Annotated in this window: 19 protein-coding genes; 9 read left to right on the forward strand and 10 right to left on the reverse strand. The window is 71.5% G+C overall.

Going from position 1 to position 23,727, the window contains the following annotated elements:
• Positions 1–276 precede the first annotated feature (276 nt).
• Complete coding sequence (gene rfbD, locus ONA70_RS20455) at positions 277–1,254, forward strand: dTDP-4-dehydrorhamnose reductase (RefSeq protein ID WP_265008070.1); 978 nt, start codon at positions 277–279, stop codon at positions 1,252–1,254.
• 51 nt (positions 1,255–1,305) lie between these two features.
• Here rfbD and ONA70_RS20460 read toward each other — a convergent pair whose 3' ends face one another.
• Entirely contained in the window at positions 1,306–1,905 is a 600-nt protein-coding gene (locus ONA70_RS20460) for a dTDP-4-dehydrorhamnose 3,5-epimerase family protein (protein ID WP_265008071.1), read from the reverse strand.
• A 1-nt stretch (position 1,906) separates the two neighbouring features.
• Complete coding sequence (locus ONA70_RS20465) at positions 1,907–2,041, reverse strand: sugar phosphate nucleotidyltransferase (protein WP_265008072.1); 135 nt, start codon at positions 2,039–2,041, stop codon at positions 1,907–1,909.
• 217 nt (positions 2,042–2,258) lie between these two features.
• Between ONA70_RS20465 and ONA70_RS20470 the strand changes: the two genes are divergently transcribed.
• Positions 2,259–4,598: a sensor histidine kinase gene (locus ONA70_RS20470; RefSeq protein WP_265008073.1), complete on the forward strand. Its 2,340-nt coding sequence runs from the start codon at positions 2,259–2,261 to the stop codon at positions 4,596–4,598.
• 7 nt (positions 4,599–4,605) lie between these two features.
• On the opposite strand, the gene ONA70_RS20475 is transcribed toward ONA70_RS20470, so the two are convergent.
• From ONA70_RS20475 to ONA70_RS20500, 6 genes are all read right to left on the reverse strand, one after another.
• Positions 4,606–5,211: a response regulator transcription factor gene (locus ONA70_RS20475; RefSeq protein WP_265008074.1), complete on the reverse strand. Its 606-nt coding sequence runs from the start codon at positions 5,209–5,211 to the stop codon at positions 4,606–4,608.
• Between the two features lie 346 nt (positions 5,212–5,557).
• Positions 5,558–6,391 carry a hypothetical protein gene (locus ONA70_RS20480; protein ID WP_265008075.1) on the reverse strand — a complete coding sequence of 278 codons (834 nt, stop codon included), beginning with the start codon at positions 6,389–6,391 and terminating at the stop codon, positions 5,558–5,560.
• Positions 6,392–6,567: 176 nt separating this feature from the next.
• Entirely contained in the window at positions 6,568–8,763 is a 2,196-nt protein-coding gene (locus tag ONA70_RS20485; protein WP_265008076.1) for an MMPL family transporter, read from the reverse strand.
• A gap of 66 nt (positions 8,764–8,829) precedes the next feature.
• Complete coding sequence (locus ONA70_RS20490) at positions 8,830–9,525, reverse strand: response regulator (protein ID WP_265008077.1); 696 nt, start codon at positions 9,523–9,525, stop codon at positions 8,830–8,832.
• Complete coding sequence (locus ONA70_RS20495; protein ID WP_265008078.1) at positions 9,522–10,685, reverse strand: sensor histidine kinase; 1,164 nt, start codon at positions 10,683–10,685, stop codon at positions 9,522–9,524. Before ONA70_RS20495 ends, ONA70_RS20490 begins: the two co-directional genes overlap by 4 nt.
• A 101-nt stretch (positions 10,686–10,786) precedes the next feature.
• The gene (locus tag ONA70_RS20500; RefSeq protein ID WP_265008079.1) at positions 10,787–11,182 is read right to left on the reverse strand and encodes a DUF5684 domain-containing protein; all 396 of its coding nucleotides are present in this window, start codon (positions 11,180–11,182) and stop codon (positions 10,787–10,789) included.
• A gap of 173 nt (positions 11,183–11,355) precedes the next feature.
• On the opposite strand from ONA70_RS20500, the gene ONA70_RS20505 reads away from it, so the two are divergent.
• The 6 genes from ONA70_RS20505 to ONA70_RS20530 all read left to right on the forward strand — a co-directional run bounded on the left by ONA70_RS20505 (position 11,356) and on the right by ONA70_RS20530 (position 18,826).
• Positions 11,356–12,879 carry a peptide MFS transporter gene (locus ONA70_RS20505; RefSeq protein ID WP_265008080.1) on the forward strand — a complete coding sequence of 508 codons (1,524 nt, stop codon included), beginning with the start codon at positions 11,356–11,358 and terminating at the stop codon, positions 12,877–12,879.
• A gap of 40 nt (positions 12,880–12,919) precedes the next feature.
• On the forward strand, positions 12,920–14,218 hold the full coding sequence (locus tag ONA70_RS20510) for a phenylacetate--CoA ligase family protein (protein WP_265008081.1): 1,299 nt from the start codon (positions 12,920–12,922) through the stop codon (positions 14,216–14,218).
• A complete protein-coding gene (locus ONA70_RS20515) occupies positions 14,205–14,408 on the forward strand; it encodes a DUF6052 family protein (protein ID WP_265008082.1) in 204 nt (67 codons plus the stop codon). Before ONA70_RS20510 ends, ONA70_RS20515 begins: the two co-directional genes overlap by 14 nt.
• Positions 14,409–14,454: 46 nt before the next feature.
• Positions 14,455–15,270 carry an AfsR/SARP family transcriptional regulator gene (locus ONA70_RS20520; protein ID WP_265008083.1) on the forward strand — a complete coding sequence of 272 codons (816 nt, stop codon included), beginning with the start codon at positions 14,455–14,457 and terminating at the stop codon, positions 15,268–15,270.
• Positions 15,271–15,322: 52 nt separating this feature from the next.
• On the forward strand, positions 15,323–17,149 hold the full coding sequence (locus tag ONA70_RS20525) for an anthranilate synthase family protein (protein WP_265008084.1): 1,827 nt from the start codon (positions 15,323–15,325) through the stop codon (positions 17,147–17,149).
• A gap of 237 nt (positions 17,150–17,386) precedes the next feature.
• Entirely contained in the window at positions 17,387–18,826 is a 1,440-nt protein-coding gene (locus ONA70_RS20530; RefSeq protein ID WP_265008085.1) for a multicopper oxidase family protein, read from the forward strand.
• 106 nt (positions 18,827–18,932) lie between these two features.
• Here the strand turns inward: ONA70_RS20530 and ONA70_RS20535 are convergent, their stop codons facing one another.
• Together ONA70_RS20535 and ONA70_RS20540 are read right to left on the reverse strand one after the other, a co-directional pair.
• Positions 18,933–19,262, reverse strand: coding sequence for a nucleoside triphosphate pyrophosphohydrolase family protein (locus tag ONA70_RS20535; RefSeq protein WP_265008086.1), 330 nt, complete (start codon positions 19,260–19,262; stop codon positions 18,933–18,935).
• Between the two features lie 45 nt (positions 19,263–19,307).
• Positions 19,308–21,032 (reverse strand): MDR family MFS transporter, encoded by a 1,725-nt coding sequence (locus ONA70_RS20540; protein ID WP_265008087.1) that lies wholly within the window; start codon positions 21,030–21,032, stop codon positions 19,308–19,310.
• Positions 21,033–21,358: 326 nt separating this feature from the next.
• Here ONA70_RS20540 and ONA70_RS20545 point away from each other — a divergent pair, with 326 nt between their 5' ends.
• The gene (locus ONA70_RS20545) at positions 21,359–23,512 is read left to right on the forward strand and encodes a multicopper oxidase family protein (RefSeq protein WP_265008088.1); all 2,154 of its coding nucleotides are present in this window, start codon (positions 21,359–21,361) and stop codon (positions 23,510–23,512) included.
• The last annotated feature ends 215 nt before the right edge of the window (positions 23,513–23,727 follow it).

Below are 23,727 nucleotides of genomic sequence, written 5' to 3' on the forward strand. Positions count from 1 at the left end.
CACCAAGATCAGCGAACAGCTCGGGTACGCCCCGCAGGTCTCGTTCGACCATGGTCTCGCCGACACCGTGCGGTGGTACCAGGAGAACCGGGGCTGGTGGGAGCCGCTGAAGAAGCGGGTCACCACCGCCGGCGGCGCGGGCGCCGCCGGCTGACACCGGCCCGGCCGACGTCCACCCTCATCGAGATCTCATCGCGCCGCGACCCGGCTGCAGGACGCTGCTCCGCAACGAGGACGTGCCCAAACCGGGCACGACACGACGCTGAGGAGCACCTCATGCAGAGTGCGTTGATGACCGCCAGGGCGGACGGGCACCGTACGACGACCGGCCGCTGGCTGGTCACCGGGGCCCGCGGCCTGCTGGGTCGGCAGGTTGTCGCCGAGTTGGCCCGGGACGACCGGGTCGGCGGGGTGACCGCCGCCAGCCGGACCGATCTCGACATCACCGACCCGGCCGCCGTCCGAGCCGCCGTCGCGGGCCACGACATCGTGGTGAACACGGCCGGCTACACCGACGCGGACGGCGCGGAGTCGGACGAGGCGACCGCGAACGCCGTCAACGGCCACGCGGTGACGTTGCTGGCCGGGGCGTGCGCGGAGGCTGGCGCCCGGCTGATCCACCTCTCGACCGACTACGTCTTCGGTGGCGGGTACGACGGCACCCGACGGACCCCGTACCCGGAGGAGCACCCGACCTCGCCGGTCAACGCGTACGGGCGCAGCAAGGCGCTCGGCGAGCGGGCCGTGCTGGCGCTGCTGCCCGAGCACGGCTACGTGGTCCGTACCGCGTGGCTGTACGGCGGGCAGGGCCGCAGCTTCGTCTCCACGATGCTGCGGCTGGCCGCCGAGCGGGACACCGTCAACGTGGTGAACGACCAGTGGGGCCAGCCCACCTGGTCCCGGCTGCTCGCCCGTCAGCTCGTCGAGCTGGGACTGGCCGCGACGCGGGAGCAGGCGCCACCCGGGATCTACCACGGCACCTCGACCGGCGAGGCCACCTGGTACCACCTGGCCCGGGCCGTCTTCGCCACCGCTGGCCACGACCCGGAGCGGGTCCGCCCGATGAACTCCGACGCCCTGGACCGCCCGGCTCCGCGCCCCAAGTACGCCGTGCTCGGCCAGCGCCGCTGGCGGCTGGCCGGGATCGCGCCCCAGCCGGACTGGCCGGAGTGCCTGCGGATGGCGTTCGCCAGCGGCGACCTCGCTCCCCCGATGATCCGCGCCGGCGCTCCCCGCCGTCAGCGGCCGTATTGAGCGTTCCCTGGGTGACCGGTGTCGGGGCGGGCATCGGGGGCCAGGCGTGACTCAGCGCCCCGGCGCAGGCCGGTGGAGTTCCCGGCAGGCCCGGTCGTCGGGCAGCCAGCCCTGCTCCTGCGCCTCGCGCAGCAACGGCGCGGCCGCGTCGCGTGGCGAGAGCAGCGGCTCGTCGACCGGCCAGGCGATGCCCAGCTCCGGGTCGAGGGGATGGATAGCGCGATCCCGCTCCGGGTCGTACGTGGTCGAGGTGAGGTAGGCGGCCACCGCCTCGTCGGTGACGGCGCAGAGGCCGTGCCCCAGCCCCTCGGCCAGGTACACGGCCCGCCGGTCGACGTCGTCGAGTCGCAGGGTCTCGTGCTTGCCGAAGGTCGGCGAGCCCACCCGGAGGTCGACGATCACGTCGATCAGCGCACCGCGTACGCAGGCGACATACTTGGACTGGCCCGGCGGCACGTCGGTGACGTGGATGCCGCGGACCACGGCCCGCTTGGAGATCGAGAGGTTGCCCTGCGCCGGTGGTGGGGCGTGGCCCACCACCTGGGCCAGGTGGTCGGCGCGATACCACTCCAGGAACACCCCCCGGTCGTCCGCGAACTGCCGCGGGGTGATCAGGAACGCGCCATCGATCGAGAGTGGGCGGATGTCCACGTCAGTCCCCCACGCGGGCCAGCGCCCGGACCCGGCTGTCGTAGAAGCAGGGCCCGGGGACCGCGTGGTTGGAGTCCACCTGGGTGGCCGGCCACAGTCGAGAGCCGGTGCCCCCGGCGAGGATGATCCCGCGCATAGCAGGCACGCTACCGCCGGCGGCGGACCGCCGGTAGACATCGATCGATATTCGAGCTGGCCGGTGGTCCAAAAAGGAGCGTTCGTGGGATTGCGAGCAGCTGGGAATTTCGGAGATCATCACTTTCTACTGTCGCGAATGCGGCGCCGTCCAGCGGAGCGTGGGGCCGGGCGGCACGTGACGGCGGGTGTGCCCGATCCGTGGGAGGAGGTTGCCGTTGTCGCACACGCAGAACCGGTGGGTCCGTTTCCGCCCCCGCGCAGGCACCGTTCCCTTTGCCCGGCAGAAGTCCTTCTTCGCCGCCGACCCGACGCGCAGGCTCGCCGACGGGCTGGTCATCGCCTTCCTCTGCTGCCTGGGGCTGGTGGGCGTCGCCCGGGTCGTGCACTACAGCACGACGTCGGGTCAGGCGCTGCTGGGCACCTTCTACGTGGCTGCGCTGGTGGCCATGCAGATCGCCTTCACCCGCCGGCTCAGCCGGGAGTTGCGTCCGGTCGGCGCGCGGCGGGCCCTGCTGCTGCAGATCGTCCTGGTCTACCTGCCGCTACTGCATTTCTCCTGGTGGCTCGGACTGCCCGGAATCCTGGCCGGCGCGGCGCTGCTGGCCCTGCGGCCGCCGGCGTCGATCCCCTTCTTCGCCGCGATCGTGCTCAGCTTCGCGTGGGTCCAGGCGACCTTCAGCCGGGACAGCAACTTCATGGTCCTCTACGGCGCCCTGACCACGGTGATGACCGGGCTGGCCGTGTACGGGTTGAGCCGGTTGGCGTGGCTGGCCCGGCAGATGTACGCCGCCCGGGAGGAGCTGGCCAGGCTGGCCGTCGCCGAGGAACGCCTTCGCTTCGCCCGGCAACTGCAGGACCTGCTGGCCGCCCGGCTCTCCACCATCATCGCCCGCGTGGAACGCCTCCGCGGGCAGCTTGGCACTGATCCGCGCGCCCCGGCGGAGGGGCTGACCGAGGTGCTGAGCATCTCCCGACGGGCGCTCGCCGACGCCCGCCAGGTGGCCAGCAGTTACCGCAAGCCGCCCTCGCTCCCCGACGAGCTGACCTCCGCGCAGTCCGTGCTGGCTGCCACCGGCGTCGAGGTACGCGTCGAGATGACCGGTCGCCCCTGGTCCGGGCCGGTGGCAGCGGTGTTGGTCAGCGCCCTGCGGGAGGGCGCGACGAACGTGCTGCGGCACACCGAGGTGCAGCGGTGCGAGATCGCGATTCGGGAGACCGGCGGCATGGCCCAGATGGAGATCGCCAACGACGGGTTCACCGGTGAGCACGACGTCGACGCCATGACCGGCGGAGCCGGCGCCACGGCGGAGCGCGTGCGCGAGCTGGGCGGCACCGTGGAGCACGGCCCGCAGCCGGGTGGGCGCTACCTGCTCCGGGTCACCGTGCCGTTGTCCGACCAGTGCGAACCGGACGACGGCCCGGACGACGACCGCCCCCGGGACAGGTTGCCGCGGGTGAGCAGGCGGCTGGCCAAGTACACGGTGGGCGGGGTGCTGGCCTGCTTCGGGCTGATCGCGCTGGCCAATGCGATGCTGGAGAATCCCGACCCGCGGCAGTTCGTCGTCGGCGCCGCGGTGCTCGCGGCCATCCTGGGCCTGCAACTGGGCTACTTCAGCCGGCCACGCGCCGAATTCCGGCCGGGGTGGGCGGTCTGCGTCCTGCTGCTCCAGGCGGCCATGGCGTACGGGCTGATTTTCGCCTTCGGCAACTGGTGGCTGCGGACGCTGCCAGGCTTCGTGGTGGCGAGCGCCCTCATGGTGTTCCGGTACGGCATCTCGGTCCCCCTCGCGCTCGGGCTGCTGGTCGGCGACGCCTGTCTGCGGCTGGCCCTCGACGGCAGCTGGTACAACATCGACGGCGATGTGGTCACCACGGTCACCACCGCGCTGCTCGTGTTCGGGCTGACCCGGCTCGTCCGGCTGGTGGCCGAGTTCCACGCCGCCCGGGTCCAGCTGGCCCGGATGGCGGTCGCCGAGGAGCGGATCCGCTTCGCCCGGGACCTGCACGACCTGCTGGGCCTCAGCGTGTCAGCGATCACCCTGAAGGCCGAGCTGGCCCAGAAGCTGGTCGGGCAACACCTGGACAAGGCGCAGGAGCAGCTCGCCGAGATCACCACGCTGGCCCGCAAGGCGTTGGGCGACGTGCGCTCGGTGGCCGGCGGGTACCTGGAGGTGTCGCTGCACGAGGAGCTGCGGGCCGCGTACTCGGTGCTGACCTCAGCCGACATCCAGGCGCAGATCGAGCGCCACGACGCCGACCTGCCGGACCCGGTCGGCCCGGTGCTGGCGATGGTGGTCCGCGAGGGCACGACCAACGTGCTGCGGCACAGCAAGGCGGGGTGGTGCGAGATCACCGTCCGGCAGGTCGGCGGCCTGGCCCGCCTGGAGATCGTCAACAATGGCGTGACGGAGCCGGCGCCGAACCCGGACCCGTCCGGCGGCAGTGGCCTCCGCAACCTGACCTACCGGGTCGCCGCTGTGGGCGGGACCTGCCGGGCGGGCGTGGAGCGGGAGGACATCTACCGGCTGTCGGCGGCCATCCCGCTGCCGGCGTAGAACGCGACTACATCCAGCCGGCCTCCTGGGCGATCCGGATCGCGTCCATCCGGTTGCGCGCGTTCAGCTTCGTGACGGCGGTCGTCAGGTAGTTGCGGACGGTGCCCGGCGACAGGAAGAGCCGGGTGGCGATGTCCGAGACACCCTGCCCCTGCGAGGTCAGGCGGAGGATCTCGATCTCCCGATTGGTCAGCGGGCAGTCGGCGGACTCCCAGGCGGCGAGCGCCAGCTCGCTGTCGATGACCCGGCGGCCGACGGCGATCTGGCGAACCGCGTTGGCCAGCTTGTCCGGCGGGGCGTCCTTGAGCATGAAACCGTTCACCCGGGCGTCGAGGGCCCGCCGGACCGTGCCCGGCCGGCCGAGGTTGGTCAGGATGAGCGTGCGGCACGGCAGCCCGGCGTCGTGGATCTCGGCGGCCGCGGTCAGCCCGTCCTTACCTGGCAGGTCGATGTCGAGGACCGCCACCGCCGGCTGCCACTGCCGTACGGCGGGGAGGATCTCATCGCCCGACGCCACCTGGGCGACCACCTTGATATCGTGTTCGAGGTTGAGCAGTGCCACCAGGGCACCCCGCACCATGTGCATGTCCTCGGCTATCAGAACGCTGATCACCAGGCCCCCCATCCAGTCCAATCAGCAGTGCCGGGATCCTTCCATCCAGGACACCTGACGGCGTCATTAAGGACGGATGACCGATCTGGCAGCATTCACATTACTCAGAGAGCCACCTCTGGACGAGAGGGCAGGTCGGCGTTCGGCCTAACGACGGACCAGCGGCACCGAACCGCGCGATCCGGGCCCGGCCGTTCGTCTAGATCGATGATGTTCACTCCGAGCGGGCCACCGTAGCCAGCTCGAGGCATTTATAATTATCGGTTTCTCGCCAGCCGCCCCACGGCTCCGATCAGCCGGCCTCGGCGGCGCCGGTCCGGACGGCCCCGCGGGCCGGCCGACCCGCTCAGCGGAGCCGGCAGGCGACCAGGAAGGCCTCGCCGGACCGGAGTACCACGTCCCACTCGACGCCGACCTCCCGACGCTCCGCGAACCGGCCGCAGATCGCGGCGAGCGCCCCGGCCTGATCCACCGACAGCGGGGGCGCGCCCCGCAGCTGCGCCGGGATGCCTACCAGCCGGGTGCCGCCGGCGGCCGGCAGCGCCGCGGTGGCCTGGTGCAACAGCCGGTACCGGCGCACGGTCAGCCCCGGCCAGCTGAACTCCAGCTTGTGTCGTTGCGGGACCGGACCGAGGTCCTCGTCGACACCCCAGTGCGCGCAGACCCGGACCGGCCCGCCCGGCTGCTCGACCGCGACCGTCACCGAGACGTCGGCCGGCAGGAACGACTGCAGCGACACCACCAACCGGGCCGCCTCGCCCGGCCGGGAGAGCCGCGTGCCGAGGCCGCCGAACTCGGTTAGCACCTCACCCAGCGCGTCCGGCCCGACGTTGTGGAAGACCGGGCCGAGCTGGCCGGCGTACCGGCCGACGGCCAGCCAGGCCCGGGCGGTGACCGGGCCGTCCAGCAGGGCTAGTCCGGGCACCGGACCGCCGGCCGGCGCCGGGCCGGCAACTGGACAGCTTGCCCACCACTCGGTGGACTCGGCGGTGGCGGCCCGCCACCGCGCCGGCGAGCCGACCAGCACCACGGTCGACGGCACCGGCAGCAGATGGCGGGCGGTTGCGAGGAGCGTGACCTGCGGGCCTCCGAAGCTGGGGTCCGCGCAGCGCGGGTCCGTCAGGTCGGCCGCGACCGGCCAGCCCGCCTCGGTGCGCGCGGTGTGCCGGTCACTGTCCATGACGGAGCTCCTCGATGTCGTACCCGAGGGCGGACGGAGGGCGGGCGTCGCGGTCATCCGGGACGGGATCCACGGGCAGGGCCCGGAGGCTGCGGTCCGGACCCCCCGACTCTGCCGCGGGCGGCTCGAACACCGGTGGGAAATCGATGAGGATCGGCCATGCCGGGCGGCGGCGGTCACGCCGTCACCGCCCCGGCCGCAGGCCTGGTGCACACCTCATCGGCACCCTCGATCGTACCCTCGTCCGCGGCCGACGCCACGGGCTCGACGCGCGGGGCCGGCTCCGCCTCGAGCCGTACGGTGGGCAGCACCCGGTCGAGCCAGCGGGGCAGCCACCAGTTGAACCGGCCGAGCAGTTCCATCGACGCGGGCACCAGCACCAGCCGGACGATGGTGGCGTCCACGAAGACGGCCACCGCCAGCCCCAGGCCGAGCTGCTTGACCCCGAGGTCGGCGCCGAGCATCACCGAGAGGAACACCGCGATCATGATGGCCGCGGCCGCGCTGATCACCCGGGCGCTGCGGGCCAGCCCCTCGCGGACCGCCCGGCGGGTGTCGCCGATGGCGTCGTACGCCTCGCGGATCCGGGAGACCAGGAAGACCTCGTAGTCCATGGAGAGTCCGAACAGGATCGGGAACATCATCAGCGGGACCCAGGAGGTCACCGGCATCGCGGTCGGGAAGTTGAGCGCCTTGCCCAGCCAGCCCCACTGCACCACCGCGACCAGCACCCCGAACGAGGCGCCGATGGAGAGCAGGTTGAGCAGGCCGGCCTTCAGCGCGAGCGGCACGGACCGGAAGATCACCAGGAGCAGCAGCAGCGACAGGGCGACGACCACGACGATCACCGTCGGCAGCCGGTCCCGGGTCAGCTCGGCGAAGTCGATGGAAGCGGCGGCGGCCCCGCCGAGATACGCGGGCTGACCGTCGAGCACGGCGTGCAGCCGGTGCACCAGGTCGGCGGTGGCCGGGTCCTGGGTGCCGGTGGTGGGACGGATGGCAAGGACCGCCACGGCCCCGTCCCGGCTGCGCTGCGGCGGGCTCACCGACGCCACCCCGGACTGCCCGGTGATCTGCTCGGCCACCCGCTCGGGGTCACCCTCGGGCAGGCGGATGACGACCGAGAGGGTCGCGTCGAAGCCCGCGCCGAAGCCCTGGGCGAGGATCCGGTGCGCCTGGTAGGCGCTGGTGTCCCGAGGCTGGGTGCTGGCGTCCGGGTTGCCCAGCCGCATGCCGAGCGCCGGCGCCGCCAGGCCGAGCAGCACCAGCGCGGCCGCCAGCGTGGCCAGCACCGGACGCCGGGCCACCACGCCGGCCCAGCGGGCCGACCAGGGGTTCGCCGACTCCTTGCGCCGGTGCACGGAGAGCCGGTCGATCCGGTGCCCGAGCAGGCCGAGCAGCGCCGGCAGCAGGGTCACCGCGGCGACCATGGTGACGGCGACCGTCGCCGCCGAGCCGACCGCCAGGCCGCGCAGGAAGGGGAGGTTGGCCAGCAGCAGGCCGCAGAGCCCCACCACCACGGTGCCGCCGGCGAAAACCACGGCCCGCCCGGCCGTCCCGGTGGCGGCCACCACGGCGTCGCCGGGGGTACGGCCGGCGGCCAGCGCCTCCCGGTAGCGGGTCACGATGAACAGCGCGTAGTCGATGCCGACGCCCAGGCCGATCATCGTGGCGAGGATCAGGGCGAAGCCGGGCGTGGGGAGAACGTTCTGCAGCAGTTCCATCGCCGACAGACCGACCGCGATGCCGAAGATCGCGGTGACGATGGGCACCGCCATCGCGAAGACCGAGCCGAACGCGACGAGCAGCACGATCGCCGCGACCGCGAGGCCCACCGCGTCGGCCGCGCCGCCACCGGGCGTCTCCACCGCGTCGACCGCGTCCCCGGAGAGGGCGAACGTCACCCCGTCTCCGGTGGCCGCCTTGACCTGGTCCAGCAGCTTCGCGGTCTCCGCCACCGGCATGTCGCCGTTGGGGACCGTCAGGGCCGCCACCGCGTAGGCGGTGTGCCGGTCGGGGGAGATCTGCCCGTAGCCGTCGTACGGGGAGCTGACCCGGTCGACGTGCTCGGCCGAGGCGAGGGCGTCGACCACCCGAGTCACCCGGTCCCGCACGGCCGGGTCGTCGACCGGGGCGTCGGAGCGTACGGCCAGGGTGATGGAGTCGGTGGTGAACTCCGGGAAGTGCTGCTCGATCAGTCGCTGGGCGGTGCCGGACTGGGTCGAGGCGGTGGTGAAGTCGTCGGAGGTGGGGCCGCCGTACTGGGCGGCCAGGAAGACCCCGGCCACGGCGACGACGATCCAGCTGGTGAGCACGGTGAGCCGGCGCCGGTAGCAGAAGGCGGCGAGCCGGGCGAGCCATGAGGTGTCCATGACACCGATGTTCGTCGGTACGGGACGCCCGGACGTCCCACCCGTGGAGACACTCGGCGGCGCCGACTACTGCCGCGACGTACTCCCTGGGGAGTACTCGTCCGCGGTGGCCAGCCCGCTCCGGTAGGCGACCACCACCAACTGGGCGCGGTCCCGGGCCCCGACCTTGGCCATCGCCCGGGAGACGTGCGTCTTCGCGGTCAGCGGGCTGACCACCAGGTGGGCCGCGATGTCCTCGTTGCTGAGGCCCTCCGCCACCAGCCGGACCACCTCGCGCTCCCGCGCGGTGAGCGCGGCGATCTCGGGGGGCTCCCGACGCGGCTCGGCCGGCCGGGAAACGCCCACCGACCGTTTGATCACCGCGCGGGTGACGCTGGGCGAGAGCAATGCGTCCCCACGCGCGACAATGCGGACCGCCTGCACCAGTTCGTCCGGATCGGCATCCTTCACCAGGAAGCCGCTCGCCCCGGAGCGCAGCGCGGCGAAGACGTCCTCCTCCTCGACGAAGGTCGTCAGCATCACCACCCGCACCCCGGACAGCTGCGGGTCCTCGCTGATCCGCCGGGTGGCGGTGATCCCGTCCACGTCCGGCATCCGGATGTCCATCAGCACCACGTCCGGCCGCAGCTCGCGGGCGAGCGCGACGGCCATCCCGCCGTTGGCGGCCTCGCCCACCACCTCCAGGTCGTCGGCGCCGTCCAGCAACGCGCGCATCCCGGCCCGGACCAGGCTCTGGTCGTCGGCGAGCAGCACCCGGATCACGTCGTCTCCCTCGGCAGTCTGGCCCGGACCCGGAACCCGCCGTCCGGTCGGGGGCCGGCATCGAAACTTCCGCCCAGCGCCTCGATCCGCTCCCGCATCCCGGCCAGGCCGCGGCCACCGCCGCTGGGGGCTGTCGCGCCGGCGCCCACCCCGTCGTCACCGACCTCGATGGTCAGCATCTCCGGCGCGGCCCGCAGCCGTACCTCGGCGCGGGCCTGCGGCCCGGCGTGCCGCAGCACATTGGTCAGCGACTCCTGGAGGATCCGGTACGCCGCATGGTCCACCGGGCCGGCCAGCCGCAGGTCGGCCAGGTCGCTGTCCAGCTCGACCCGCAGGCCGGCCGCCCCGACCGCCGCCAACAGGTCGGGCAGCCGGTGCAGGCTGGCGTCCCGCTCGCTGGCCGGCTGCCCGCCGTCACCGCGCAGCACCTCCAAGGTGGCGCGCAGCTCGGCCAGCGCGGCCTTGCCGGTGCCCCGGATCGCGGTCAGCGCCTCCCGGGCCCGCTCCGGCTCGCGGTCGAGCAGTTGCAGCGCCGCCGCGGACTGCACGGTGATGGTGGCGATCGCGTGCCCGACCGTGTCGTGCACCTCCCGAGCGATCCGCAGCCGCTCCTCGGTCACCCGGCGCTCCGCCTCCCGTTCGCGCTCCCGCTCCCCCTGCGCCAGCCGGTGCCGTACCTCCGCGGCGTACGCCCGACGGCTGCGGATCAGGGCGCCCAGCAGCATCGCCACCGCCAGCACGGCGGCCTGGGGCAGGAAGACGGCGACCGCGTCCAGCGGCGGCATCCCGCGCCGGACGCTCACCTCGCCGCCGGCGGCCAGGAAGAACACCGGCACCGGCATGACCCGCCAGAGATGACCGGCGAGCGTGGCGTAGTAGAGCGGTGCGGCCAGCACCAGCGCGGGCGGAAAGCCGGGGTAGTCCAGCGCGTAGAAGACCAGCAGGCCCCCGGCGACCAGATAGAGCGTGACCAGCGGGAAGCGACGGCGCAGCAGCAACGGCGCGGCCATCCCCACGCCGAGCAGGTAGGCGAACCAGTCGCGGTCGCCGGAGTCGGCCTCCCGGCCGGTCGCGATGGCGATCTCGGCGGCGGCGAGCACGGCCAGGGCGACGGCCGCGTCCACCAACCACGGTCGCGTCGCGGGTCGGATCTTCACCACGGCCCCACCGTATGTGTCCCGGCGCCCGGGTCGCCACCATCGCCGCCCGCGCGTTGGGAACGGGCAGCGCGGCCGCCCGGGACGACGGCCGCGCCCACCGGTCACGCCCGGGCCGCGGCCGGGCCCTGGTAGCGGGACGAGCCGAAGCCGAGGATCAGGAAACCGATGACGGAGAAGAGCCACAGCCCGACGACGCCGAACACCTCGCTGCGGCCGTACGAGCGGGCCAGGTCGATCGCGACCACCAGGCTGATGACGACGTTGACGATCGGGATGAGCGCGAGCAGGAACCACCAGCCCGGCCGGCCGGCGATCCGCACCAGCACGTAGTAGTTGTAGAACGGGATGATCGCGGCCCAGCCCGGCTGGCCCGCCTTGGTGAACACCTTCCACATCGCGGCGATCGACACCACCAGGAGGACCAGGGCGACGAGCGCCCCGACGATCATTCCCGTGGTGGCGGCCGACGACTGCTGTTCGGCGGCGATCAGGTACATCGGATCTCCCTGTCTGTTCGGGGCGCGGCGGCGCCTCGGATCGGCAGCATTCTGCCCGATACACATCACTGTGGACACCGCGTCAATACGTTTCCGAGCCGCTTCCAGTCCGGTCTCGAGTGCGATTCGAGTCCGTTTCGCGAGCGTGGTCGTACCGAGACCATGGAGGAGCGATGACCACGACGACCGCGCAGCCGCTGACGCCGCCACCGGAGGTCCGACCGGCGAACGACCGGGGGTCGGTCTGGTCGTTCTTCGCCAATCCCCGGTTCAACACCGTCTTCGCCACCGACATGTGGGAGCGGTTCAGCTTCTACGGGATGAAGGCGCTGCTCTTCCTCTACGCGGTGGCGCCCGCCTCGGCCGGTGGCCTGGGCCTGGACGTCGGCACCGGCGGAGCCATCTTCGGGCTCTACATGGCCGCCGTACACATGACGAGCCTGCCCGGCGGCTGGGTGGGTGACCGGCTCCTCGGCCCCCGCCGCGCGGTCGCCTGGGGCGGCGTCGGGATCGCCGCCGGGCACTACTGCCTGGCCATCCCGGCCGGTCCCTCCTTCTATCTGGGTCTGGCGCTCATCGCGATCGGCACCGGCCTGCTCAAGCCCAACCTGATGGTGCTCTTCACGCTGCTCTACCCGAGCGCCACCACCGCCCGCCGGGAGGCCGGCTTCGCCCTGCTCTACCTCAGCTCTATGGTGAGCGCGCTGCTCGCCCCCCTGGTGACCGGCCTGCTCGGCGAGCGGATCAACTGGCACCTCGGCTTCGGCGCCGCAGCCGTCGGGATGACCGTCGCGGTCATCTGGTACCTGGTCGGCATCCGCCGCTTCGACGACGAGGGCAACCTGCCCCCGCACCCGGCCCCCGACGACGAGCGGCGCCGGGTGCTGCGCCGGTCCGGGGTGGCCGTCGGGCTGGCCGTCGCGCTGTTCACCGTCGACGCGCTGGCCGGCAGCTTCACCGTGGAACACGTGCTCGCCCTGGTGGGCATCACCGCGCTGGTCGCGCCGGTGCTCTACTACCGGCACCTGCTGCGTCGGCCGGCGTTCGGGCCCGCGGAGCGCCGGGTGCTGCGCGGCTTCCTCTGGGTGCTCGCCCCGTCGGCGCTGTTCTGGATGCTCTTCAGCCAGCTCGGCTCGAGCTTCGCCTACTTCGCCGACACGCACACCCAGCGGCGGGTGTTCGGCTTCCTGGTGCCCGCCGCCTGGTTCCAGTCGGCATACCCGTTCTTCCTGCTGCTGCTGGCCCCGCTGTCGGCCTGGCTGTGGATCCGATTGGGCGCCCGGGGCAACGCACCGGCCAAGCTGGCCGGCGGCCTGGTCACCTCCGGGTTCGGCTTCGCCATCATGGCGGTGGCCGGACTGCTGGTGGCCACCGGGGCGAAGGTCTCACCGTGGTGGCTGCTCGCCGCGTACTTCGCCAAGGCCTGCGGTGAGATCACCTTCGGGCCGGTCGGCATGAACATCGCCGGCGAGATCGCCCCGCCGGGCCACCGCAGCCAGATGATCGGCCTGTACTTCCTCGGCAGCGCGCTCGGCGCCGGGCTCGGCGCGCAGTACTCCCGCCTCCTCGGGGTCCTGCCCCTGCCGGTCTACTTCGGCATCCTCGCCGGCGCCGCGCTGCTGGTCGGCCTGGTGATGCTGGCCCGCTCCGCCAGCGTCGCCCGGATCCTCGGCGCGGCCGCCCGGCCGGCCGCCTGAACCGCCACGTTCTGCTCATCGCACCAGGAGGTGTGAAGGAATGGACCGCTCCACGCTCCACAAGTTCTGGAATCCCGTCACCGAGACGATGCCCCGGGCCGACCTCGCGGACTGGCAGTGGCGCAAGCTGGAACGCGCGCTGGCCCGGGCCAAGGCGGGCTCCCCGTTCTGGGCGGCCCGCATCCCGGACGGCATCTCGTCCCTCAAGGACTACGCCGAGCGGATGCCGATCCTGCGCAAGGCGGACCTGATCGCCGCCGAAGCGGAGGCGCCCCCGTACGGCACGCTGCCGTCGACCGACCCGTCGCTCGGCATCCGCTACCACCAGACCAGCGGCACCAGCGGCAACACCCCGCTGCGCACCTTCGACACCGCACGGGACTGGGCCTGGGCGGTGGACATGTGGTGCACCGCCCTGCACGGAGCCGGCATCCGCCCCGGCCAGCGCGCCTGCGTCGCGTTCGGGTACGGGCTCTTCATCGGCTTCTGGGGCATGCAGGACGCGCTGATGCGGATGGGCTGCCAGATCTACCCCACCGGCGCGATGGACTCGAAGACCCGGGTCCAACTGCTGGTCGACAAGAAGATCGAGGTGCTCGCCTCCACCCCCACGTACGCGCTGCGCCTGCTCGACACGGCCCGGGAGATGGGCATCGACCTGGCCCGCGACGGCAGCCTGAAGCGGGTCATCGCCTCGGCCGAACCGATGTCGGCGGCGACCCGGCGGACCATCACCGAGGGCTTCGGCGCCCCGATCACGGACATCGCCGGGATGACCGAGCTCGGCACCATCTTCATGTTCGAGTGCCTCTCCGGCTCCCCGCACATCATCGAGAACAACTACATCGAGGAGGTCCTCGATCCCGAGACCGGCCGCCCGGTGGAATACGGCGAGCGCGGCGTGCGGGTCACCACCGGCCTCGGCCGTGAGGGTATCCAGGTGTTCCGCTACTGGACCGAGGACGTGGTGATCAAGCGGCCGTGGAGCGAGTGCGGCTGCGGGCGAAGCTGGGACTGGTACGCGGGCGGGATCATCGGCCGGCACGACGACATGCGGAAGATCCGCGGCATCCCGGTCACCCCGGTGCTCATCGAGGACGTGGTGCGCACCTTCCCCGAGGTCTTCGAGTTCCAGTCCGTGCTGCGGACGGTGCGCGGCCTGGACGGGATCCTGATCCGGGTCGAGCCGCACACCGGCTTCGGCGTCACCGGGCTGGACGAGCGGATCCGCGCGGAGGTCAAGCGCAAGATCGGTCTACAGCCGGAGGTCGAACTGGTCGGTCCCGGCATACTTCCCCGTTTCGAAGCGAAGGCGGTGCGGTTCCATGACGAACGGTGATGGCTTCCTGACCGAACGGCACCGGCAGGACCTGGTCGACTGCTACGAGAAGCTGCACGGGCTCGCCGCCACCTGCGACGTGCCCGCGGTCCGGGCGGCGGCCCGGGCGGCGATCGCCGAGGTGCACGCCGCGCTCGACGGCCAGGCCATCGAATTCGAGTACTACTCGCACCGCTGGGAGAACCGGTAAGCACGACCGGCCGACGATCGCGGCATGCAGGAAGTGGGGCGACCACATGGAGTACGGAGTACTGGGGGCGCTGGAGGTCCTCGACGAGCGGGTTCCCGTCACACCGACGGCACCGAAGCTGCAGAGCATCTTCGCCATCCTCCTGGTGAACCACAATCGCACGGTCTCCCGCGACGTCATGATCAACGAGCTCTGGCCAAGCCGCCCGCCGGCAACCGCCACCATGACGTTGAACACGTACGTCTGCCAGCTGCGCAAGTTGCTGGCACAGGGCCCCTCGCGCCGCACCGACCTGGTCCGGTCGCGGCCGGGGGGCTACTCGGTGACGGTCGAGCCGGAGACGCTGGACCTCACCGTGTTCGAGGAGGCGCTCGCCGCCGGGCGACGCGAGCTGGCGGACGGCCGGCTGGCGGAGGCGAGCTGCGAGCTGCGGCGCGCGCTGAGCCTGCACCGTGGTCCGGTGCTGGCGGGGCTCAGCAAGGGGCGCCTGCTCGCCGGGATCGCCGCCCGCCTCGAGGAGGACGTGCTGGACGCCACCACGTTGCGGATCGAGATCGACCTGCGGCTGGGGCGCCACCGGGAACTCGTCGGCGAGCTGCGGGCGCTGGTCACCCGCCACCCGACCAACGAGGACCTGCACGCCAAGCTGATGGTGGCGCTCTACCGCAGCGAACGACGGACGGTGGCGCTGGAGACCTACCAGCGGCTGCGCCAGTCGCTGCGCAACCAGGTCGGCATCGACCCTTCGCCCGGCCTCAAGCGTCTGCACCAGGACGTGCTCCAAGACGCGCCGTCGCTGCTGTCGCCCGACGGCGTCGCACCGGCGACGCCCGCTCTGGCCGCCGCCCATTACCGCTCCTGACCCGCACGTCGCGCGGCGCCCCGGCAGGCGGCCCGACCGAGAGGAAACCACCATGGACATCCCCACAGGTCCCTTCGCACTGCTGCGCCGCGAGGGCCGCGACCACGTCGAGATCCTGACGGGCCCGATCGAGACCGCCTCGTCGCTCGCCGGGCTCCCGCTGCGCGATACCGGGGCCGGTCCCGACGTTCTCGCGCTGATCCCTTACCGGCAGGTGTACGAGCGCGGCTTCGAGGCTGTCGACGACGGCGCGCCGCTTGAATACCTGCGGATCGGGGGTTGTACCGAGGCGCCGGTCGACGAGGTGCTCGCGGCGCTGCCGTCTTCGCCGCCCCGCGTCCGCAGTGGCGCCTTCGACATTCCGGACGATTCGTATGCGCAGACCGTCGAAGACGTGCTCCGGGACGAGATCGGCGGCGGAGAGGGCTCCAACTTCGTCATCCACCGGGTCTTCGAGTCGTCTGTCGACGGTGATCCCTTGGAGACCGCCCTGGCGGCCTTCGCCCGGCTGCTGCGCGACGAGCGCGGCGCGTACTGGACGTTCCTGGTGCACACCGGCGAACGGACGTTCGTCGGCGCAACCCCCGAACGACACGTCAGTGTCGACGACGGCCTCGTCATGATGAATCCGATCAGCGGTACGTACCGCCACCCCGCCGGCGGCCCCGACCGCGACGGGCTGCTGGCGTTCCTCGCTGACCGCAAGGAGATCGACGAGCTGTACATGGTGCTCGACGAGGAGCTCAAGATGATGGCGACCGTCGCAGACCGGGGCGGCCAGGTCGTCGGGCCGTACCTCAAGCAGATGGCACATTTGACCCACACCGAGTATCTGCTGGTCGGGCGGGGCCCGAAGGACGTGCGCGAGGTGCTGCGGGAGACGATGTTCGCGCCGACCGTGGTCGGCAGCCCGATCGAGAACGCCTGCCGGGTAGTGGCCCGCCACGAGCAGCGCGGACGCGGCTACTACGGGGGTGTACTGGCGCTGATCGGCCGGGATTCCCTCGGCCGACAGACCCTCGACGCGCCGATCATGATCCGTACCGCCGTGCTGTCCGCCGACGGCGCGCTGCGGATTCCCGTCGGGGCGACGCTGGTGCGCCACTCCACGCCCGCGCACGAGGTGGCCGAGACCTACGCCAAGGCGGCCGGCGTCATGGCCGCGCTCGGCCTCGGGGGCCGGGCCGGTGACACGACACCCGCCCTGTTCGTGGCCGATTCGGAGGTACGGGCGGAGCTTGAGCGGCGTAACGCCACCCTGGCCGACTTCTGGCTTCGGGAGCTGGTCCACTCGCCGGTCTTCGCCGGCCGGCAGGTGCTCGTCGTGGACGCCGAAGACACGTTCACCGGCATGCTCGACCACCAACTGCGAGCGTTGGGGTTCTCGGTCACGCTCCGCTCGTACCGTGAAGATTGTGATTTTGAAGGGTTCGACCTGGTCGTGGTAGGCCCGGGCCCGGGCGATCCGGGGAACCTGGCCGACCCGAAGATCGCTGCGCTGCGGCGGCTCGTGGACGAGCTGCTGGCGTCGCGGCAGCCGATGCTCGCGATCTGCCTCGGCCACCAGGTGCTCGCGGGCGCTCTCGGACTGCAGCTGCGCCGTAAGGAGACCCCCTACCAGGGCATGCAGCGCGAGATCGACTTCTTCGGCCGGATGGAGCGGGTGGGTTTCTACTCGACGTTCACGGCGGTGTACTCGCCTCTGCCGGGCGTCGAGGCGAGTTGCGACCCGCGCTCCGGAGAGGTCCACGCCCTTCGCGGCTCGTCCTTCGCGGGAGTCCAGTTCCATCCGGAGTCGGTGCTGACCGAGCACGGGATCGATCTGCTGCGTGAGCTGGTGAGCCCGCTGCTGGCTCTCAGCCGGGAAGGTCGCCGCTGACCGAGACATCCACCCCTACTCGATGGATCAGCACCGCACGGCGCCCCGGCAGGTCCGGGGCGCCGCGGCGTACGCCCGCTGCGCGCTGTGGCCCGTGGACCCAGTCGCAGTCGAGCACGCCTCGAGCGTCGCTTGTTTGCATGAGATCGGCCGATCGGGCCGGTACCACCAGCGGACCGGACCGGCGGGGACAACCGGTCAAGGGTGCGAGGCACCCGCACGGCACGAGGAGCAGATATGGACAGACGACGTTTCATCACGCTCGGAGGCCTGGCCGTCGGAGGGGTCAGCCTCCTGCCGGCTTGCGGTGACACCACCGCCGCCGCCGTACACCTCGGGCATACCGCTACCGGAGGCGCGGGAGCCGGCGAAGCCGTCACGACGGCCGAGCCGTTCACCGTGGAGCTGCCGATTCCTCCGGTGTTGCGCCCGACGGCGGTGGAGGGCGACACCGAGATCTACGACCTGTCGGTACGGGAGACCACAGCGGAGATACTGCCCGGCGTGACGACCCCGGTCCTTGGCTACAACGGCCTCTTCACCGGCCCGACCATTCGCGCCAAGCGCGGCAAGCCGGCGATTGTGCGAGTCAGCAACCAGCTGCAGCACTCGACCAACGTCCACCTGCACGGCGGGTACGTGGCCGCAGTCGACGACGGACACCCGATGGACGGCATCGATCCGGGCGCGTTGCGCGAATACCACTACCCGAACCAGCAACAAGGCACGACGCTCTGGTACCACGACCACAGCCACCACATGGAGGCTGAACACGTCTACCGAGGCCTGCGCGGCTTCTACGTGATCGAGGACGACGACGAAGCAAAGCTGAAGCTGCCGTCGGGCCGATACGACATCCCAATCGCATTGAGCGACGTCGCGATTGCGGCCGACGGCACGCTCGTTTTCGACTCGAAGTTCGCCGATCGGCAGACGATCCTGGCGAACGGCAAGCCTCAGCCGGTGCTGCGGGTGGAAGCCCGCCGGTACCGCCTGCGGCTGCTCAACGGTGCCTTGCACCGGCTCTTCCAGCTGCGGCTGCCTGGCGTGGACATCATGCAGATCGCCACCGACGGCGGGCTGCTGCCCGCGCCGGTGCTCCGCCCCGAACTGTCCCTGACGCCGGCCGAACGCGCCGACATCGTCGTGGACTTCCGGCAGGCGCCGATCGGCAGCCGCCTGGTCCTGGAGGACACCACCGCCGGGGCGGTGCTCGCCTTCGACGTGGTTGCCCGGGCCGACGACGACAGCAAACTCCCGTCGCAGCTGCGAGCGCTCCCGGCGCTGCCGCCGGCGACCACGGTCCGCGACGTGGCCCTGAGCTTCCAGCCGACCCTGGCCTCGTTCACCATCAACGGCCAGACTTTCGACGCCAACCGCGTCGACGCCCAGATCCCGGTCGGCACGACCGAGATCTGGCAGGTCACCAACATGGACACGAAGTACGGCATCACCCACAACTTCCACCTGCACCTGGTGCAGTTCCGGGTGCTGGACCGCGACGGCGTACCGCCTGGACCGGGCGAGGCCGGGCTGAAGGACACCGTCGCGGTGCCGCCCGGGTCAACGGTGCGCGTCCAGGCCACCTTCACCGGCTTCAAGGGTCGCTACCTCTACCACTGCCACTTCCTGGAGCACTCGGCGGCGGGCATGATGGCGCAGTTCGAGGTGGTGTGACAGCGGCTGACGGTGCACGGGTACGACGGGGTGGCCCGGAAGGCAAGAAGCCTTCCGGGCCACCCCCATTCACGCGGCTTGGCAACCACATGGACAAGCCCCTGGCTCAGCGGTTGTCGCCGCTGCCACCCAGCACGCCGCGGCCCTGGCGGCTGGCCAGCTTGGCCAGGTTGGCCGTCGCGATGTCGTCCAGCGACAGGTCGAGGTAGTCGGCGAGCACCGCCACGTACCAGAGCACGTCGCCGAGTTCCTTGGCGATGTCGGCCCGGTCGATCCGCGACTCGTCGCTGTCCAGGTCGCGGACCCATTTCTTGAACTTCTCGGCGATCTCACCCGACTCACCGACCAGTCCGAGCACCAGGTGAAGCAGTTCGTTCCTCTTGTCACGTGAAGCGGCAGTACGGAGGGCGCCGCGCTGATACTCGTCCAGGTCCATGGCGGACCAGTATGGCGTGGCATCACCACCCGCCCCGGCCTTCGGTCAGCCCTCGACGCCGGCCTGCTCGGCACGGGACGCCAGGGCCGACCGGTCGGCGAGCGGCCGCTCCTTGAGCAGCAGAGCCAGCACGAAGCCGGCCACCAGGACGGCCATCGCGGTGAGGAAGACCCCGGACATCGACTCGGCGAACCCGAGCCGGAACGGCCCGGCCAGCCGCGCGTCCAGGTGGCCGATGAACGAGGAGTCGTCCAGCGGCACGTCGCTGAGCCGGCCGTGGTCCAGCGCCCGCAGTACCGGCGCGTTGGCCGGGTCGGCCCGGACCGCGGGGTCGCGTACCGCCTCGGTGAAGCCGGGCGCGCCGGAGAAGCCGTCGATCCGGCCGCGTACGCCGGAGAACAGCACGGAGAGGAAGACCGCGACGCCGATGGTGCCGCCGATCTGCCGGAAGAAGGTCACCGAGCCGGTGGCCATGCCGAGGTGCTGCGGCGGCAGCGAGTTCTGCACCGCGATCACCAGCGGCTGGGTGCACAGCCCGAGACCGAAACCAAAGACGGCCATGTAGCAGCCGGTGGGGCCGAGCGGGGTGTCCGCGTCGACGGTGCCCAGCAGGCCGAGGCTGGCCACCAGCAGCGCCGAGCCGACCACCGGCAGCACCTTGTACCGGCCGGTGCGGGCCACCACCTGCGCCGACACCACCGAGCTGGCCAGCATGGCCAGCGTGAGCGCGAGCAGCATCAGGCCGGCCGCGCGCGGCTGCGCGCCCTTCACGATCTGCAGGTAGAGCGGCAAGGTCACCAGCCCACCGAACATGCCGACCCCGACCAGCAGGCTGACCGCGTTGCCGACGGCGAAGGTGCCATTGCGGAAGAAACCCAGCGGCAGGAGAGCGTCCTCGCCCATCCGGCGCTCGATCAGCAGGAAGGCGACCAGCCCGGCCAGCGTGACGGCGCTCAGGGCGAGGATCCGTGGTGAGCCCCAGCCCCAGCTCCGGCCCTGCTCCAGCACCACGAGCAGCGGCGCGATGGCGGTGATGAAGGCGAGCGCGCCGGGCCAGTCGACCCGGGATCCGGTACGGGCGTGCGGCAGCCGCAGCACCCGGGCCACCACCGCCAGCGCGGCCAGGCCGACCGGCACGTTGACCAGGAAGACCCACCGCCAGCCGCTCAGCCCGAGCAGTTCGTCCCGGCCGGCGAGGAAGCCGCCGATCACTGGGCCGAGGAGGCTGGAGAGGGCGAACACCAGCACGAAGTACCCCTGGTAGCGGGCCTGCTGCCGGGGCGACACGATGTCACCGACGATCGCCAGCACCAGCGAGAAGAGCCCGCCGGCGCCGAGCCCCTGCAGGGCCCGGGCGGCCGCCAGCTCGTAGATCGAGCCGGCGAAGCCGCAGAGCACCGAGCCGGCGATGAAGATCGCCATCGCGGTGAGGATCAACGGCCGTCGGCCGTACAGGTCGCCGAGCTTGCCGTACAGCGGGGCGGTGACGGTGGAGGTGACCAGGTAGGCGACCGTCACCCAGGCCTGCACGCTCAGGCCATGCAGGTCGTCGGCGATGGTACGCATCGCGGTGACCACGATCGTCTGGTCGAGCGCGGCGAGGAACATGGCCATCAGCAGGCCGCTGATGATCGTCATGATCTGCCGGTGGCTCAGGTCCACCGGGCCGGCACCGGGTGGCCGGGCCGGGGCGGACCGTTCCCCGGTGCCACCGGAGGCGCCGGACGGGGGTTCCGGGCTGATGACCTCGAGGCCAGGACTGGCTGACATGCACACCGCCTTACGTTGACCAGCGCCGATACCAAGAAGGAGAATTCTTCAATCGGCGCATCCGGTCGCCCAGTGCCGCCGACCACCGCAGGCATATGGGTTTTGCACGACTTTTCCGGGTGACTTCCACCCGCCCTCCACTGGCGTCGTCACTGCGGGGAAAGGCGATCGACTGCCACAGTGGAGGGGCCGGCGCCGGCCCTCGGCATCGCCGGCACCAGCCAAGACGAGGAGATGGTGGTGCACCTCGGTGACCGCAGCCCACCACCGAAGGGCCGCAGCCGCTCGTCACTCATCCGCCTGTTCCGAGGAAGGCCACGGGTACCATGTTTGAAGCGTTGTTGAACTTCTCCGAGATCATTCCACTGTTGACGATGATCTTCGGCGGGCTGGCCGGCTACCGGGCCGGTCAACTGGTCCGCCGCCGGCACCAGGCCGCGCTGCGCCGTTCGGTGCTGACCACTCTCGTCCTGCTGGTGGTGGCGACCATCGGCGTGCTCGCGCTGCCGGCGCTCTCCGCGCCGCTGGTCCAGTTCGGCTGGGACTTCGCCAGCAACCGATTCCTGGTCGGCCTGCCGCCGATGGCGATCGCGGCCGTCGCGACCTGGGTGCTCTCCGTACCCCGGCTGGCGCGGCTGCGCCGGGAGGCTGCGCGGGACAAGACGACAGCACTCACCGCCGAGCAGCGGTACGCGGCGGCCGACCCCCGGCTGGTGGTGCCGGTCCAACTGCTGGGCATCTCCGGGTTCCTGGGCGTGTACGTGCTGATGGTCTACCGGCCGGTCACGCCGTACACCATCGACATCATCACGGTCAATGGCATCCTGCTGGCGGTCGCCGCGCTGTTCTGGCTGCGGCACACCCGCCGGCAGCGGATCCTCGGTGGCGAGGAGCCGCGCCGCGGGCCCGGCTTCCTGCTGCGGGTCGGCCGCGGCCTGGCCGGCGTGGCGGCGGTCGTCCTCGCTGTCGGCGCCGTCATCGTGGCCGGGCAGGAGCTCAGCAAGCTGCCGCCCAACTACGACATGAGCATGAGCCACAACATGGACTGGGGCGGCGGACCGCGCTCGGAGCAGCACGAGGCGATGGGCATGCGGATGACCGGCCACCACAGCGGGCTGAGCGTGAGCGAGCTGAACGGCGGGGCGGACACCCAGGGCACGCCGGACAAGACCTTCACCTTGACCGCGATGAAGAAGACGATCACGGTGGCCGGCAAGCAGATCGAGGCGTGGGGCTACAACGGGCAGATCCCCGGCCCGGAGATCCGGGTCAACGACGGCGACCTGGTCCAGGTCACCCTGATCAACCAGATCCCCGACATCGGGGTGACCATCCACTGGCACGGCCTGGACGTGCCGAACTCGCAGGACGGCGTGCCCGGCGTGACCCAGGACGCGGTCCGCACCGGCCAGCAGTTCGTCTACCGGTTCCGGGTGCACCAGACCGGCACCTACTGGTACCACTCGCACCAGAGCGCCTTCGCCCAGGTGGACCGGGGCCTGTTCGGCCCGCTCGTGGTGCTGCCCAAGGGCGCCAAGTCCGACCCGTACGACATGACGGTGACCACGCACGACTGGAAGCTGCTCAAGGAGAACGAGCTGGCCCGGGACGTGTCGTACATGACCTTCGACCAGACCGACGGGGTGGAGAAGCGGGCGGTGCCGGCAGGCTCGCCGGTGCGGCTGCGCATCGTCAACAGCGGCACCAGCGCGGTCAACGACGAGAAGTCCCCCACGTACGTGCTCACTGGCACCCCGTTCAAGGTCGCCGCGACCGAAGGTACCGAGGTCGACCAGCCCAGTGAGATCAAGGCGGGGACCGGGATAGTGATCGGCACCGGCGGCCGAGCCGACCTGACCTTCACCATGCCGAACGGCCCGGTACGCCTCACCAACATCGAGAACCCGTCGACCGGCCTGGTGCTCAGCCCCGACGGCACCGCGGACGCGCCGGCGCCGGCCTTCGCCGCGGACGGCCCGCTGTTCAAGCGGGACGACTACGGCGCACCCGCGTCGACGCCGTTCGGCCTGTCGAGCCACTTCGACCGCACGTTCAAGCTGGTCCTCGACGACGGGCCGGGCTTCTTCAACGGCAAGTTCGACGTCATGGTGAAGATCAACGGAGAGGTCTTCCCCAACACCCCGATGCTGATGGTGCGCCAGGGCGACCTGGTGAAGGTGACCATCGTCGGCCGCGGCCACGTCAACCACCCGATGCACCTGCACGGCCACCAGGCCCTGGTGCTCAGCCACAACGGCAAGCCGATCACCGGCAGCCCGTGGTGGACGGACACCCTCGAGGTGCAGAAGGGCGACATCTACGAGATCGCCTTCAAGGCCAACAACCCGGGCATCTGGATGGACCACTGCCACAACCTGCAGCACACCGAGAAGGGCATGGTCATGCACCTCGGCTACGAGGGCGTGACCACGCCGTACCGGGCCGGCACCGAGACCGGCAACCTGCCCGAGGGCCAGTAGCGACGGGCGGATCGATCGGCGGATGCCCGGGGCGTGGGGCCCCGGGCATCCTCGCGTCCGCGCAAGCGCGCTCGGGGTGGTGCGCCCGGCCCCGAGTGCTGGGCGCGGTGAGGGACAGGACACGGCCCGGCCCGGGTGAGGGGCCGACGGCGGACGGGCGACAGGCCGCGGGCCGGCTCCCCGAAGGGAACCGGCCCGCGGCCTCTGGCGGGGGG

Source organism: Micromonospora yasonensis (genome assembly GCF_026013475.1).
Lineage (GTDB): Bacteria > Actinomycetota > Actinomycetes > Mycobacteriales > Micromonosporaceae > Micromonospora > Micromonospora yasonensis.

Excerpts from the sequence above, each read along its gene's own strand:
- ONA70_RS20520 (WP_265008083.1), top strand. The coding sequence starts at position 14,455 with ATGGAGTACGGAGTACTGGGGGCGCTGGAGGTCCTCGACGAGCGGGTT.
- ONA70_RS20485 (WP_265008076.1), bottom strand. The coding sequence starts at position 8,763 with ATGGACACCTCATGGCTCGCCCGGCTCGCCGCCTTCTGCTACCGGCGC.
- rfbD (WP_265008070.1), top strand. The coding sequence starts at position 277 with ATGCAGAGTGCGTTGATGACCGCCAGGGCGGACGGGCACCGTACGACG.
- ONA70_RS20500 (WP_265008079.1), bottom strand. The coding sequence starts at position 11,182 with ATGTACCTGATCGCCGCCGAACAGCAGTCGTCGGCCGCCACCACGGGA.
- ONA70_RS20530 (WP_265008085.1), top strand. The coding sequence starts at position 17,387 with ATGGACAGACGACGTTTCATCACGCTCGGAGGCCTGGCCGTCGGAGGG.
- ONA70_RS20515 (WP_265008082.1), top strand. The coding sequence starts at position 14,205 with ATGACGAACGGTGATGGCTTCCTGACCGAACGGCACCGGCAGGACCTG.
- ONA70_RS20465 (WP_265008072.1), bottom strand. The coding sequence starts at position 2,041 with ATGCGCGGGATCATCCTCGCCGGGGGCACCGGCTCTCGACTGTGGCCG.
- ONA70_RS20510 (WP_265008081.1), top strand. The coding sequence starts at position 12,920 with ATGGACCGCTCCACGCTCCACAAGTTCTGGAATCCCGTCACCGAGACG.
- ONA70_RS20540 (WP_265008087.1), bottom strand. The coding sequence starts at position 21,032 with ATGTCAGCCAGTCCTGGCCTCGAGGTCATCAGCCCGGAACCCCCGTCC.
- ONA70_RS20535 (WP_265008086.1), bottom strand. The coding sequence starts at position 19,262 with ATGGACCTGGACGAGTATCAGCGCGGCGCCCTCCGTACTGCCGCTTCA.
- ONA70_RS20545 (WP_265008088.1), top strand. The coding sequence starts at position 21,359 with ATGTTTGAAGCGTTGTTGAACTTCTCCGAGATCATTCCACTGTTGACG.
- ONA70_RS20525 (WP_265008084.1), top strand. The coding sequence starts at position 15,323 with ATGGACATCCCCACAGGTCCCTTCGCACTGCTGCGCCGCGAGGGCCGC.
- ONA70_RS20505 (WP_265008080.1), top strand. The coding sequence starts at position 11,356 with ATGACCACGACGACCGCGCAGCCGCTGACGCCGCCACCGGAGGTCCGA.
- ONA70_RS20480 (WP_265008075.1), bottom strand. The coding sequence starts at position 6,391 with ATGGACAGTGACCGGCACACCGCGCGCACCGAGGCGGGCTGGCCGGTC.